General features: G+C 66.3%; 13 protein-coding genes and 1 tRNA gene. 10 read left to right on the forward strand and 4 right to left on the reverse strand.

Features of this window, described 5'->3' with window-relative positions; all coding sequences use genetic code 11:
- Positions 1-112: 112 nt before the first annotated feature.
- From B5483_RS17515 to B5483_RS17530, 4 genes are all read left to right on the forward strand, one after another.
- Positions 113-1513: a porin family protein gene (locus B5483_RS17515; RefSeq protein WP_139384047.1), complete on the forward strand. Its 1401-nt coding sequence runs from the start codon at positions 113-115 to the stop codon at positions 1511-1513.
- 153 nt (positions 1514-1666) lie between these two features.
- Positions 1667-3685 (forward strand): TonB-dependent receptor, encoded by a 2019-nt coding sequence (locus B5483_RS17520; protein WP_079731372.1) that lies wholly within the window; start codon positions 1667-1669, stop codon positions 3683-3685.
- Positions 3686-3711: 26 nt separating this feature from the next.
- On the forward strand, positions 3712-4230 hold the full coding sequence (locus tag B5483_RS17525) for a cytochrome b (protein WP_079731316.1): 519 nt from the start codon (positions 3712-3714) through the stop codon (positions 4228-4230).
- A 314-nt stretch (positions 4231-4544) separates the two neighbouring features.
- Positions 4545-6491, forward strand: a complete 1947-nt coding sequence (locus B5483_RS17530; protein ID WP_342743691.1) for a TonB-dependent receptor — start codon at positions 4545-4547, stop codon at positions 6489-6491.
- A 6-nt stretch (positions 6492-6497) separates the two neighbouring features.
- Here the strand turns inward: B5483_RS17530 and B5483_RS17535 are convergent, their stop codons facing one another.
- A complete protein-coding gene (locus B5483_RS17535; RefSeq protein WP_041558713.1) occupies positions 6498-6686 on the reverse strand; it encodes a hypothetical protein in 189 nt (62 codons plus the stop codon).
- Positions 6687-6876: 190 nt separating this feature from the next.
- Positions 6877-7461: a c-type cytochrome gene (locus tag B5483_RS23540; protein WP_245829338.1), complete on the reverse strand. Its 585-nt coding sequence runs from the start codon at positions 7459-7461 to the stop codon at positions 6877-6879.
- A 213-nt stretch (positions 7462-7674) separates the two neighbouring features.
- On the opposite strand from B5483_RS23540, the gene B5483_RS17545 reads away from it, so the two are divergent.
- Positions 7675-8973 carry a DUF3422 domain-containing protein gene (locus tag B5483_RS17545; RefSeq protein ID WP_079731318.1) on the forward strand — a complete coding sequence of 433 codons (1299 nt, stop codon included), beginning with the start codon at positions 7675-7677 and terminating at the stop codon, positions 8971-8973.
- Between the two features lie 70 nt (positions 8974-9043).
- Complete coding sequence (locus B5483_RS17550; RefSeq protein ID WP_079731319.1) at positions 9044-9901, forward strand: NTP transferase domain-containing protein; 858 nt, start codon at positions 9044-9046, stop codon at positions 9899-9901.
- A gap of 110 nt (positions 9902-10011) precedes the next feature.
- Here B5483_RS17550 and B5483_RS17555 read toward each other — a convergent pair.
- Both B5483_RS17555 and B5483_RS17560 read right to left on the reverse strand, forming a co-directional pair.
- A tRNA-Leu gene (locus B5483_RS17555) sits at positions 10012-10098 on the reverse strand.
- A gap of 141 nt (positions 10099-10239) precedes the next feature.
- Complete coding sequence (locus tag B5483_RS17560; RefSeq protein WP_079731321.1) at positions 10240-11103, reverse strand: zinc-ribbon domain-containing protein; 864 nt, start codon at positions 11101-11103, stop codon at positions 10240-10242.
- Positions 11104-11251: 148 nt separating this feature from the next.
- Between B5483_RS17560 and ftsE the strand changes: the two genes are divergently transcribed.
- From ftsE to B5483_RS17580, 4 genes are read left to right on the forward strand one after another with little or no spacing between them, the layout of a single operon-like run.
- Positions 11252-11965, forward strand: a complete 714-nt coding sequence (ftsE, locus tag B5483_RS17565; protein ID WP_054946181.1) for a cell division ATP-binding protein FtsE — start codon at positions 11252-11254, stop codon at positions 11963-11965.
- Between the two features lie 35 nt (positions 11966-12000).
- On the forward strand, positions 12001-12888 hold the full coding sequence (locus tag B5483_RS17570) for a cell division protein FtsX (RefSeq protein ID WP_054946182.1): 888 nt from the start codon (positions 12001-12003) through the stop codon (positions 12886-12888).
- A gap of 10 nt (positions 12889-12898) precedes the next feature.
- On the forward strand, positions 12899-13429 hold the full coding sequence (locus tag B5483_RS17575; protein ID WP_054946117.1) for a YdcF family protein: 531 nt from the start codon (positions 12899-12901) through the stop codon (positions 13427-13429).
- Complete coding sequence (locus B5483_RS17580; protein WP_054946118.1) at positions 13429-14124, forward strand: lysophospholipid acyltransferase family protein; 696 nt, start codon at positions 13429-13431, stop codon at positions 14122-14124. The genes B5483_RS17575 and B5483_RS17580 overlap by 1 nt, the downstream gene beginning before the upstream one ends.
- The last annotated feature ends 3 nt before the right edge of the window (positions 14125-14127 follow it).

Raw genomic sequence — 14127 nt, forward strand, 5'->3', positions numbered from 1 at the left:
CTCGTTCCAAAGTACAGGAACCAAAGTCCAATACCCGCCGGGGCGCTCCCGGCCCATCATCTTCCCCAGTCGCAGGAATAGTCGACACCATCTTACCGAAGGGGGAAGGATAATGATCTCCAGGATCATTCTACGTGGCTCTGCCGCGCTGGGGGCACTCGCCCTGGCGAGTGCGCCAGCATATGCCGGAACGGGCGAAACGCTGCTCAAGCGCCTTCATGAAAAAGGCATCCTGAGCGATGACGAATACGCCGAACTGCTGGCCGAGGAACAGGCGCAAGCGGCTCCGCCGTCCAGTGCCGCACCGATGGAAAGGGCACAGGAAACGCTCGATTCCAGCCGCATGGTGCGCATGACGGAAAGCGGGATCGGCATGGAAGTCGGTCCGGCCACGATCAAGTTCTCCGGCTCGGTCAACGGCTTCTACGTTCACGACAATCCGGACACGCCTTCGGCCACGACGAACGTCGTCGGCGGCATCGCCAGCGTCGGCACCCGCAATTCCAGTGCGGTGCGCAACGGCCTGCTGCCCGGCTACCTGACCGTCTCGGTCTCTACCAAGCAGGAAGGCTGGGATATCGGCGCCTTCTTCGGCCTCTATCCCGGCATCAACTCGACCGCCTGGGGTGCCCTGGGTGCGAACAACGGCGGCCAGCCGACCGCGCTGGCCACGGCCGGTATCGATGCCCGTCAGACCTACCTGACATTCGGCAAGCCAGGGCTGGGCACGATCAAGATCGGTCGCGACATCGGCCTCTTTGCCTCGGAAGGCATCCTCAACGACATAACCTTGTTGTCCTCGGGCACGCCGGGCAACAACGTCGCGCCGGGCAATACGACGCTGGGCCGCATCGGCGTGGGCTACATCTACACCGACTTCCAGCCGCAGATCACGTATACCAGCCCCAACTTCTCCGGCTTCCAGGCCTCGGTCGGCGTGTTCCAGCCGCTCGATTCCCTGACCGGACCGGCGCAGAGCAATTCCAGTCCCGGCGTGCAGGGCAAGCTGACCTATGACGGCAAGCTCGGCGGGATCGGCACCCGGTTCTGGGTCTCCGGCGTCAGCCAGAAGCACGACATCGCGGCAGGCGGCAGCTACACAGGCAAGGGGCTGGACCTGGGCGGCAAGGTTACGGCGGGGCCGATTGCCGTGACCGGTTACTACTATACCGCCAGGGGCCTTGGCACGACGGTCTTCGGCCTCTTCGATACCGACGCCTTGGGCAATCCGCGCAAGAGCGACGGCTTCTATGCCCAGGCTCTCGCTACTTCCGGCAAGATCGGAGTCGGTGCCAGCTACGGCGAAAGCTCGCTGCACCATGCCAATGCCGCCGACGCGCTGGCCAATCCGGATCTGGTCAAGACCAACTCCAGCTACGTCGGACAGCTTCGCTACAGCCTGACGAGCTGGGTCACGCTTATCGGAGAATACGTACACTCGAAGGCCAAGGCCCACAGCGGCAACGCGGCCGAGAGCGACGCCATGGCGCTGGGCGGGATCCTCTTCTTCTGAGGCGCTTCCCGGCCCCGTGCGGCGTGCTTCCCCGCCGCACGGGGCATCCCGGCAGACCCGCCTCCTACCAGGGCTGCCGGGATCGCCGGCTCCCTTTTTCGTCACCCGTAGACAGGTCGCAGAGATATGGATGACTTTCGTTTCCCGGGCGCCATGCGTGGCCCCTTGACCATCACCGCCACGGCGCTTGCGCTGGCGTTCCTGTCCCCCGGCCTCGCGCTCGCCGACGAAGCCGCCGATGCAGGAGAAATCCTCGTCACCGGGCACGGGCTTGAGGAAACTCCGGGCACGCCCGCCTATTCCACGCTCGAAATCGCCCGGAAGGAGATCCTTTCGGCACCGTCCGGGCGGATCGAGGACGTGCTGACCTCGGTTGCCGGCTTCCAGCAGTTCCGCCGTTCCGACAGCCGTTCGTCCAATCCTTCGGCGCAGGGGGTGACCTTGCGGGCGCTGGGCGGCAACGCATCGAGCCGCGCGCTGGTCCTGCTCGACGGGGTGCCGATGGCCGACCCATTCTTCGGCTACATCCCGCTTCCCGCTCTGGCTCCCGACCGTCTGGGCCGCATTCGGGTGACGCGCGGTGGCGGTTCCGGTCCCTTCGGCTCGGGCGCGCTTTCGGGCACGATCGAACTGGAAAGCGCCGGACCTGAGGATCTCGGGCTTGTCTCGGGCAGCGTCCTTGCCAACCAGCGCGGCGAAACCGAAGCGAGCGCCTCGATCGCGCCGCAGCTGGGCTCCGGCTTCGTCGTCGCCAGCGGGCGCTGGGATCGCGGCAAGGCCTTCTGGACCACGCCGTCCGATGACCGCGTCCCTGCTTCTGTGCGAGCCCGCTTCGATTCCTGGTCGGCCGGCCTGCGCGCGATCGCGCCGCTTGCTGACGACATGGAGCTGCAGGCGCGCGGGCTTGTCTTCGAGGATCACCGCACCTTGCGCTTCGATGGTGCGGACAGCGCGACCGAAGGGCAGGATGCCAGCCTGCGGCTTGTCGGGCGGGGTGCGTGGCAGTTCGATGCGCTGGCCTATGTCCAGGCGCGCAACTTCAGCAATGTCGTCGTCAGTTCGACGCGGTTCGTTCCCGTGCTCGACCAGTACAAGACTCCCGCGACCGGGATCGGCGGCAAGTTCGAACTGCGCCCGCCGCTGGGCGATGCCCATGTGCTGCGGCTCGGCGCCGACTGGCGGCGCACTTCGGGCACCATGCAGGAAGTCGCGATCAGTGCCATTACCGGCAAGATTACCGCGCGCCGACGGGCCGGTGGGCACAATACCGACCTCGGCCTCTTCGCCGAGGAGGACTGGACGCTGGGTCCTTTCGTTCTCACCGGCGGCCTGCGCGCGGACAGGACCGTCATTGCAGGCGGGTATTTTACCGAGAGCAGCCCCGATGGCCTTGTCGCCAGCGACGAGCGCTATCCCGACCGGGCCGACTGGACGCTGAGCTACCGCGCCGGTGTGCTGTTCCATGCAAGCGAGGCCATTGCCCTGCGCGCCTCGGCCTACAGCGGGCTGCGCCTGCCGACGCTCAACGAACTCTATCGTCCCTTCACCGTTTTCCCGGTCGTCACCCGCGCCAATGCCGCCCTGCGCAACGAGAAGCTCGAAGGTTACGAGGCCGGCGTCGATCTCGCTCCGGCGCGGGGCTTGAAACTCTCTTTGACGGCGTTTGAAAATCGCATCGAGAACGCCATAGCCAACGTCACCATCGGCACCAACCTGCGCCAGCGCCGCAACCTGCCCGAAATCCGTTCGCGCGGGATCGAAGCCGCGGCGCACTTCGCCACCGGTCCGGTCCGCCTTGATGCCTCCCTCGCGTGGAACGATGCAGAGGTCCACGGCTCCGGGATTTCCGCGGATCTCGACGGAATGCGTCCGGCACAGACACCGCGTTTTGCAGCCAGCGCGACCCTCGCCTTCGTTCCTGCCGACAGGTGGAGCGTGGCACTGACCCTGCGCCATGTCGGCGCGCAGTTCGAGGACGACTTGCAGACCGACGTTCTTCCGGCAGCCACCACGCTCGATGCCCTTGTGGAAATCCCGCTCGGCGCGCGCGCCTCGTTCATCCTGCGCGGCGAAAACCTGTTTGACGAGAAGATCATAACCCGTAACTCTGGCGGCTCGTTGGACCTTGGCGTGCCCCGCACGCTGTGGGCCGGTTTCCGCTGGGGCTTGTGATCGGGCCCCGATCATGAGGTCATCCGATGACGGTCGAGAAGTACAATCTGGGGGCCCGCTGGTTCCACTGGACCCTTGCGATTCTTGTCATTCTCAATCTGGCGTCCGGCCTGCTGCACGAACCGCTGGAGAAGGTCGTCCAGCTCATGACCGTGCACAAGTCGTTCGGCCTGATCATCCTGCTGGTCACGATAGGGCGGATCATCTGGCGCCTGCGTTGGAAAAAGCCTGCGCTGCCCGATCACGTTTCACCTCTCGAGCGCATGGCCGCATCGACCACGCATGTGGTGCTCTATGCGCTGATGCTGATCATGCCGCTGACCGGCTGGATATTCTCGTCGGCGGGCAAGTATCCGCTCAGCTTCTTCGGCCTGTTCCTCTGGCCCAAGCTGCCGATCAGCAAGGACGGCCCGTTCGCCGGCCCGGCGCACGAAGGCCACGAGATTCTCGGCTGGGTGATGCTGGCGCTGGTGGTGCTGCACATCGCTGCCGCCCTGCGCCATCACTTCGTGCTCAAGGACGGCATCCTGCGCCGCATGATGTAAGGACCGGCCTAGCCGCGGTACTGGCCGCGGCCGCGCTGGCGTGGCCGGCCCCGTCCCGGGCGGACGAGGCGCCGCCGATCACGGTCGTCGCTCCGGGCGGCGCGATCGATCTCGACGAAGCCCGGGTCATCGATGCCAGGGCGCTCGATGCCGCGGCCCGGCCCGACCTTGGCCGCACGCTGGAGCGCACGGTTCCGGGTCTTACCCTTGGCGAAGCGACCGGCAATGCCTGGCAGCCATCGATCGGATGGCGCGGCTTTTCCGCCTCGCCGCTTCAGGGCGCGGAGCAGGGGCTTGCCGTCTATCTTGACGGCGTGCGCTTCAACCAGCCTTTCGGCGACGTCGTGCTTGTCGACTTGCTGCCCGAGGCGGCACTGGTGCGCGCGCGGCTCACCGAAGCGAGCCCGGTCCACGGCCGCAATGCGTTGGCCGGATCGCTGCTGCTTGAAACCCACGACGGCACGACACTGCCCGGTCTGCGGCTCGCGCTCGACCGGGATAGCCTGGGGAGCATCGGAGGAATCGCGTCGGCCGGGATTGGCGACACGGATTCGAGCGTCCTGCTGGTAGCCGACCGGCGTGACGACGAGGGCTGGCGCGATGCCAGCCCCTCGCGACTGGATCGGCTTTTCGCCAAGGGATTGCACGCCGGGCAAGGCTGGGGGCTGGAGGTACAGGCGCTGGCGGCCCGAACCCGCCTGACCGGCAATGGCGTTTCGCCGGTGGAGCTGCTGGCCGCAGACTACCGCGCCGTTTTCACTCGCCCCGATACGACGCACACGTCGTTTCTGCGCCTTGTCGCAGCGCCATACTTCGATCTGGGAGCGAGTGGACGGATCGAACTGCGCAGCCATTACCAGCGCCTCTCGCGACGAAGCGCCAATGGCGATCTTGCCGACTTCGGCCCCTGCGACGGCAAATCCGGGTTCCTGTGCCTTGGCGATGAGGAAGACGGCTTTTCCGAGCCCCTGCTGTCGGGAGGGGCAGCGGTTGCCGCCGATCCCGCCATCGCGGATTACGCCGTCTTCAACCGTGGCCGCGAGCGGACGCACGGCGGCGGCGCGACGCTGCAATGGCTCGACGAGCGCGAGACCGACCGGGGCACGCGCCGGTTCGCCTTCGGTCTTTCGTGGGAGCGGCACCGCACGCGCTTTCGCGCCGTCAGTGAACTGGGCGTGCTGGAGGAAGACCGAACGGTCGAGGCGCTTGGCCACGTACTCGCCTCGGCGGACGGTGCGATCACTTCGGTCGATGTCGTCAGCCGGATGAACGACCTGGCGCTGTTCGCAAGCGCCGAACTGCCGCTGACACGTGCGCTCACTGCCGAACTGGGCGCGCGCTGGGCACGCAATCGGGTCGAGCTCGACGACCGGCTCGGCACTGCCTTCGATGGCCGCCACCGCTTCGCCCGGATCAATCCATCGTTCGAATTCGACTATGTCTTGCAAAAGAACCTGCGCGCGACGGCGGGTTTCGCGATGACCAGTCGCATCCCGACGCCTGCGGAGCTTTCCTGCGCCGACCCCGAAGCGCCGTGTACATTGGCCAATTTCTTCATCGCCGACCCCCCGCTCAAGGCCGTCATCGCGCGCAACTGGCATGTCGATCTGGAAGGCGCGTCGGGGAGACTGGGCTGGCGCCTGTCCGTCTGGCGCGCGGATACGCGAAACGATATCCGCATGGTTGCCTCGCAAGTGCGCGGGCGCGCCTACTTCGCGAATCTCGGGCGCAGCCGCAGGCAGGGCGTTGAGGCGTCGCTGGAATGGCACCGCGATGCCTGGCGCCTGAGCGCGGGCTATGCCTTTACCGACGCCCGGTTCCGCAGCCCGTTCCTGCTGTCGAGTCCGGCCAATCCCATGGCCGACGCGGAAGGGGTGATCGCGGTTGCGCGCGGCGACCGGTTGCCCGGCACGCCGCGTCATGCGCTGAACCTCTACGCGGGCCGCGCGACGAACGCCTGGGAACTGGGCGCCGCGATGCGTGCGCGTACCGCGCAAGTGCTTATGGGCGATGAGGGCAACGACAATCCGCGCATACCCGGCTACGCCGTTTTCGACCTGTTCGGCAGGCTGACTCTGGCTCCGGGACTGGAACTGGCAGGCGAACTGCGCAACCTTTTCGACAAGCGCTACGCGACCGCAGGGACCTTCGCCGAAATCGAAGAGATCGACCTTGCCGAAGCCCCTGGTGCCAGCGATCCGCGCGCCTATGCTCCCGGCGCGCCGCGCCGCCTTACGGTTTCACTGCGCGCGCGTTTCTAGGGGTGTTCAGTTGGACGGTAACTGGCCGGTCTGGTCCAGCCGCCGCCACACTTCGTCCATGGGTTCGATCACCGTGACAGTGCGGTTTTCGCCAAAGCGAATGCGCGTGCCATCCTCGACGGGCGTGATGAAAGTGACTTGTGTGGCATTGACGATGGCAGGCACTCTGTCGGTGGCGGTGAACTTCACGAACATAAACGGCTCTCCCACTTGTTTGTGCTGACGCTAGCCTGATTTCGGGAAGTTGCCAGCGGCATTTCACTGGCTTTGCGCAGACGTGCATTTTCCGATGCGGCGGGCGTATGACGGCGACGATGGCGTCACGACGGGGTAGGATGCGTCATCCCCGCCTGCGCGGGGATGACGGGCTGGGAGGAGCGGTCCCTTAACGTTGCTGCTTGAGGTAGTCGATGATGGCCTGCCGCTTGGCAGGGTCCTTGAGGCCGGGGAAGCTCATGCGGTTGCCCGGGACGAGTGCGCGGGGATTCTCGATCCACTTGTCCAGCGTCGCCTCGTCGAAGGTCAGGCCGGAATTCTTCAGCGCATCGGAGAAGCTGAAACCGCCTTGCGCGGCCTTGGCGCCAAAGACGCCGTAGAGGTTGGGGCCGAGCTTGTCCGGTGCACCCTTGGCGGCCTCGTGGCAGACCGCGCAGCGCGCAAAGACGGCAGGGGGCGCGGCATCGGCAAGCTTGACCGGCTCTGCAACCGGCATCGCGGCGGCAACCGGTGCAAGGCCCGGCTTTGGGCTTGGCGATGGCGTGGGCTTCGGTTCAGGCGTCGCCGCTTGTGTCGGCTCGGGGGCGCTTGTCGGCGCCTCGGCTTCCGGCGCGGCGATGGCGACGGCTGGGGCAGCAGCTTCGGTTGCGGCGGCGCTGACCGTTTGTGCAGGTTCAGGTGCGGCCGTGTCGTTGCCGCCGGAACAACCGGCCAGCACCAGCGCCGACAGGCCAGCGGCAAGGTGAAAACGCATGTGATCATCTCCCGGATCGAATGTTGGCGCAGGTTTCGCACGGTCGCCGGGAGGCCCGCTATTGCACTTTGGTTCTGTGCAGCCGGGCAGCGCGGACGACGAGGCGGGAATTGGTATTCCATACCTTTGGTCCGGTTGTGGACGCACGGCAGGCCGGTTTATTATGCTGCCATCGAATCCGGAGCGAACCCGGGATCGCTGCAGGGATGAGTCATGCACAATGAGCACGAATTGCGCCGCACCGTCGTCGGCGAAATGCACCTGCGACGCTGGCCCTTGCTGGAGGCGCCGTGTCTTATCATCCAACTGGTCCGGGTCCTCGATGCGCCAGACCGCGAGGCCGAGCGTCGGGCACTGGAAGACTTGCCCCAGGGCGCCTGGATCGATTGCACCGACAATCCACGCCATGTGAAGGGCCTGTTCTCGCCCGGAGTGGCCTTTACGCTGGAGCGGCACAACGAAGCGAGCACCACGACGCTTTTCGTCAGGGACGGGACGCTGGAGGCGCTGTTCGCCCCGGCGGTCGGCAGCGACCTGGAGAAGGCGGTGGCCTGGGCCAATGTCCTGCCGGGCAAGGTGATCCGCGCGACCCGGCTGCTGCTGGTGAAGGACGAGGGCGAGGCCGGCGCGCTGCTGCCGCAGATCGGCATTGCCGACGACGAACTCGTATCCTGCCGCATCGGAACCGGTGAATCGCTCGGTGCATCGGCGCGGATCTGGTCGGACTTTCGCCTGCGTGAGCAGGGCTTCGGCATCCTTATCGTCGCGGCCAACGGAATGCTGCCCGCCGACCTTACCCGCACCGTCCAGCGGCTGCAGGAACTGGGCAACTACCGCAATCTTGCGCTGCTCGGGCTTCCGGTCGCGCGCGAAGGGTGGAAGCGGCTCGATCACATCGAGGCGATGCTGGGCAAGATGAACGGCGCAATCGCGCGGCCAGAAGTGACCGACGATTCGCTGCTGGAGGAAGTGACCAGCCTCTACATGGATCTCATCACCCACTCGGCCGAATGCGATTACCGGATGAGCGCGACCGAGGCCTATGCCACTATCGTCGAGGAGCGGCTTGCCGACCTCAATATACGGCCATGCCCGGGGCACCTGTCGCTGACCGACTTCACCCAGCGCCGCTTCTTCCCGGCCGTGCGCACCTGCGCCGCCCATCGCCGCCGCGCCGAGCAACTTGCCCAGCGCACCGCGCAGTTCGTCTCGCTGTTCCGCACCCGGATCGAGACCCGCATCGAGAACCAGAACGGGCGGCTCCTCGCCTCGATGGAGCGCAATGCCACGCGCCAGTTGCGCCTGCAGCAGCTGGTCGAAGGCCTTTCGGTCGTGGCGGTGAGCTATTACGCCCTGGGCCTGCTGGCAAAGCTGCTGGAAGGGGTGGAGAGCGTCGTGCCCGGGCTGCACGCCCATTTCCTGACCGCGCTGATGGTGCCGTTCGTGCTCGCTGCGGTGTGGCTGGGGATCCATCATATGAAGAGACGGATTCTCGAGCCCATGGCGAGGTAGCTTGTGACAATCCATGACAAAGGCACCTCGGTCACGGGACTGTCACAAGTGCGCGGCATAGGCGCAGGCCATGGATGTTCGCAGTCTCTCGCCCGATCGGGGCAATGTGCCGCAGCCGATCCGCCTGATCGTTCTGGCCGGCCGTCCGCGCAATGGGACAGATCCCCTCGCGGAGCGCTTCGGCGTGAGCCACAAGTGCCTGATTCCGCTCGCCGGCAAGCCATTGATCGCGCATGTCCTGCAGACCGCGGTAAGCCACCCGCGCATCGCCAGCCTTGCCGTCTGTATCGAGCGTGACGGCTTCGAGCCGGTCTACGATGTCCTGACGCGCCTGCCCGGGCGCGGTACGGTGGCCCTGATCGAAGCGCGCGAATCGCTGGCGGACAGCGTGCGCGCCGCGGCGCAGGGCTGGGACGGGCCGACGATCGTCACGACCGCCGATCATGCGCTGTTGAGCGCTGCATCCATCGATGCCCTGCTCGATACGCTGGAAACGGCCGACATCGCCTTTGCCCTGACCCGCCGCGAATGGGTAGAGGCCGCCCACCGCGCAGGACGTGGCCATTATCTCCGGCTGCGCGACGGTGATTTCGCCGCCTGCGACCTTTACGGCATGTCGGGGCCTCAGGCCTTGCGCGCGATCGAGGTGTTTCGCGGCGATCGCTTCGACCGCAGCGGCCAGCGCATCGCCCGTGCGACCGGGGCACTGGGCCTCCTGCGGGTCATGCTCGGGCTTGAGACCCTTTACGGGGCCATCGCGCGCGCCTCCCGGCGATTGGCGCTGAAGGTCGGTGCTGTAATTTTGGGCGATGGCAGTCAGGCCATCGATATCGACGATGACCGCACTTACGCGGTGGTGCGCGACTTGCTCGAGACGCGCCATGTCGAGCCTGTCGAGGAAGAAGCGCCCAGGCGCGCCGTCGCCTGACGGCGCGGGCGCGCCGGGCTTTCGCATCGATTTCCGGATTGCCTGCCAAGGTTGAGGCGGGGTCTGTTCCCTGGCCTCAGGCCCCTGAATTGTTTCGTCAATTCAGGGGATGGTGCGGTCGAGAAGACTCGAACTTCCACGGGCTTTCGCCCACAACGACCTCAACGTTGCGCGTCTACCAATTCCGCCACGACCGCTAAATCAAACGGGGCTTGGTTCGCACCAGCCCCGTGGCAGGAGCGCGCCATTAGCAAAGGGATTGGGGGGCTGCAAGCGCTGTTTCCGATAAATTTTCCCGGAGGCGAAATTTATTCGGAGTGGGCGCGTGCGAACCCGCCTTATTCGGGCTTCCAGCCGATCTCGGCAGCGGCAGCCGCCTTGGGAATGTCGGTCAGCGCTTCGTTGATGGTCACCATTTCGCCGGGCGCGAGTTCGCGCTTGGGCGGAACGATTTCCTTTTCGTAGACGATGCGCTCGCGATCGTCGCGCAGGACGACGAGCAGCGAGGGGACGTAGCGCGATTCGCTGCCGATGTTGCTGATCGTGCCGCTCACGCTGAAGAATTCGGTGCCGTCGGGCAGGGGCTTGCGGTCCTGCCGCTTGCGCGGGAAGTCCAGCTGCAGGTCCGGCTGCGCCTTGGTGAAGCTCTGGCGCGGGATCGGCACCCAGTCGGGCAGGCCGAACCATGCCACGGCTCCGGTCAGGCTCAGCGTCGCGACGGCGAACACGCCGGCGGCAATGGTGCCGATCTTGGTCCAGTTGCGGCGCGGGCGGAACGGCGGCGAAAAATCGAAGCTCGAAGGGCCTTCGTCGGCATAGCGCGCGCCAACGGTGTCGTCATAGTAGGATGCCACCGTGCGCTGCGGCGCCCGGGGCGGGGGCGGCAGCGGGGAATCCTCTTCGGAAAAAGGCGTGCGCCCCGGCGCGACGGGTTCCGCCTTACACTCGGCCTCCGGCTCTGCGGTGCGGGCTTCGGGTGGGTTTTCCCTGGCGGCGGGGGCAGGTTCCGGCCGCGGCTGCGCCGTTTCCTGAGCCGGGCCTTGCGCCGCGGCCTGGCTTTCGGTTTCGGCCAGGGCGAGTTCCGGGCCTTCCTGGAACCAGCTGTGACGGCATTTGGCGCAACGAACGGTGCGGCCATCCACGCCGATGGCACTGTCCGGGACGGCATAGCGCGTAGAGCAGGCAGGACAGGCGATTATCATGGTGCCATGTTATAAGCACGGTTAGCTCGCGCGGGACAAGCTTCGGACATGTGGGTAGGCGGTCCAATGGCCTTTTTTCCACATTCAATGCTCGCTATAGGCCACAAATCGCCCGTTCGGACCGGACACACTGACTAACCAGATGAGTATGACTGCGGACGGGGAAATCATTCAGTTCGACAACGTGGGGCTTCGCTACGGAACCGATCGCGAGGTTCTCAGCGATTTGAGCTTCACCTTGTTTCCGGGGCGCTTTTACTTCCTGACCGGTGCCAGCGGTGCAGGAAAGACTTCGCTGCTGCGCCTGCTCTATCTCGCCCAGCGCCCTTCGCGCGGGATGATCCGCATGTTCGGGACCGACGCGATCACGATGCCGCGCAGCCGCCTGCCGGGCCTGAGGCGGCGCATCGGCGTGGTTTTCCAGGACTTCCGGCTGATCCCGCACTTGTCCGCGTTCGACAACGTCGCGCTGCCGTTGCGCGTGGCCGGGCATCAGGAAAAGGATCTGGTCGGACCTGTCCGCGACATTCTCGACTGGGTGGGCCTGTCCGACCGCATCGATGCGCGCCCTCCCACGCTTTCGGGCGGTGAGCAGCAGCGCGTGGCCATCGCCCGCGCGGTAATCGCGCGACCGGCGATGCTGGTCGCCGACGAGCCGACCGGCAACGTCGATCCCGAAATGGCGCTCAAGCTGATGCGCCTGTTCGAGATGCTCAATCGCCAGGGCACGACCGTCGTCGTCGCGACCCACGATCTCGACCTGCTGCGCAAGGTGCCCGAAAGCCTGATCATGCGGCTCGACCGCGGCCGCCTGTCCGATCCGACCGGAGCGCTGCGCTACCCGCCGAGGAAGATGCAGTGAGCCTGCGCACCTTACTGGGCGGCGGGCGCCGGCTGATGGGCCGGGGCGAGGCCGAGCTGATCCCGCAGGGACGCATGTCCGGCCCGATGCCCTGGGTCATCGCGATCATGGTGGCGATGACCGCCATCGCCCTGGCCGCGGGTCTCGCGCTAGGCAATGCCGTCACTGCCGCGCGCGCCGAGATCGAGGGCGGCGTGACCGTCCAGATCGTCGAACCGCGCGCCGACGTACGCGCCGGACAGGCGAAGCGTGCGGTCGCGGCGATCAAGGACCTGCCCGGCATCGCCGGCCTGCGGCTGGTTCCCCAGACCGAACTCGATGCCCTGATCGAACCCTGGCTGGGCACGGGCATCGACGATGCGACGGGGAATGCCATTCCGGTTCCCGCGCTGATCGATGTGCGCCTCGATCGTCAGGCGACGCCCGCCCGGCTCGCCGCGATCGCGAAGGCGGTCATGCCGGTCGCCCCGTCCGCGAAGATCGATGCGCAGTCGAACTGGCTCAAGCCGGTGTTCGACGCGATGGTCTCGCTGCAGTTGCTGGCGATGGTACTGGTCGGACTGCTGGCTCTGGCGCTTGCTGCCGCGGTCCTGCTGGCGGCGCGCTCGGCGCTCGGTGCCAATCGCGACACGATCGAGATCGTCCACCTGCTTGGCGGCACCGATGCGCAGGTCGCGCGCGTGTTCCAGCGCTCGATCGGCTATGACGCGGCCGGCGGCGGGGCGGTGGGGCTGGTGCTGGCGATGGTGGTCATCTTCGCGCTCGGCCGTCGCTTTGCCGGGCTGGGCGCTGGCCTGGTCGATAACGGTGCGCTGATCTGGAGCGACTGGCTGCTTCTAGCACTTGTCCCATTGCTGGCCACATTGTTGGCAATGGTCACGGCGCGGCTCACGGTGATGCACGCCCTGCGCAAGATGCTATAGTACACACACGATGTTTCGTCGCACGGTCGCATTCCTGTTTCTTGCCTGGCTGTTCGGGTTCCTGTGGTTCGCCATCGCGCTGCCGCAGCCGCTCGACGGGACGAAGACCGATGCGATCATCGTCCTCACCGGCAGTGCCGGCCGGATCGAACATGCGCTGGACGTGCTGAAGGAGGGACAGGCGTCGCGCCTGCTCGTCTCGGGGGTCGACCGCGAGGTCAAGCCGCGCGAATTCGCCGCCCAGTTCGGCGTATCGGACAAGCTGCTCGAATGCTGCGTCACCCTTGGCTACAACGCCTATGACACACGCTCCAATGCGATCGAGGCGGCACAGTGGGTCAGTGAGCACAAGTCCAGGTCGGTGCGTCTCGTCACCGCCGACTGGCACATGCGCCGCGCCATGCTGGAAATCTCGCGGGAAATGCCTGCCGGTGTCGAACTGAAACCGGATGCGGTGTCCTCGCGTCCCAGCCTTGGCGCGCTGTTCCTCGAATACCACAAGCTGCTGGCGCGCTTCGTGCTGAACCTGTGGGGCAAGTGATGCGCAGTACCCCGGCCGACGTCATGCGCAGCCTGGCGTTCTATCTCGCGTTCTATACCGGCTCGATCTTCTATGTTCTGGGCTTCTTCGCGGCCGCCAGGCTGGGCGAGATGCCCGCCCGGAAAGTGGTGCGCGGCTGGTCGCGCTTCCACCGCGGCTGTGCCCGCTGGCTGCTGGGCATGCGTGTCGTCGTCGAGGGCGAAATGCCCAACGACGGGGTCCTGGTGGCGATCAAGCACGAGAGCTTCTTCGAGGCCATCGATTTGCCCTCGCTGATGGACTGGCCGGTGCCGTTTCCCAAGTCGGAGCTTGCCCGTATTCCCGGTTGGGGCGCCGCGGCCATGCGCTACGGCATCGTCGTGGTCGAACGCGAGGAGGGGGCGAAAGCCCTGCGCTCGATGGTCGCCAATGCCCGCCACTTCGCCGCCAAGGGCAGGCCGCTGGCGATCTTCCCGGAAGGTACGCGGGTGCCGCACGGGACGCGCGGCGAACTGCAGTCCGGCTTTGCCGGGGTCTACAAGCTGCTCGGTCTGCCGGTCGTGCCGGTCGCGGTCGACAGCGGGCGGCTCTACCACCGGCGCTGGAAGAAGCCCGGGGTCATCACCGTGCGCGTCGGCGAAATGATTGAGGCGGGCCTGCCGCGCAAGGAAGTCGAAGCGCGCGTGACCGAGGCGATCAACGCGCTCAACCGCTGAGCG

This window comes from Novosphingobium mathurense, from assembly GCF_900168325.1.
Taxonomy (GTDB): domain Bacteria; phylum Pseudomonadota; class Alphaproteobacteria; order Sphingomonadales; family Sphingomonadaceae; genus Novosphingobium; species Novosphingobium mathurense.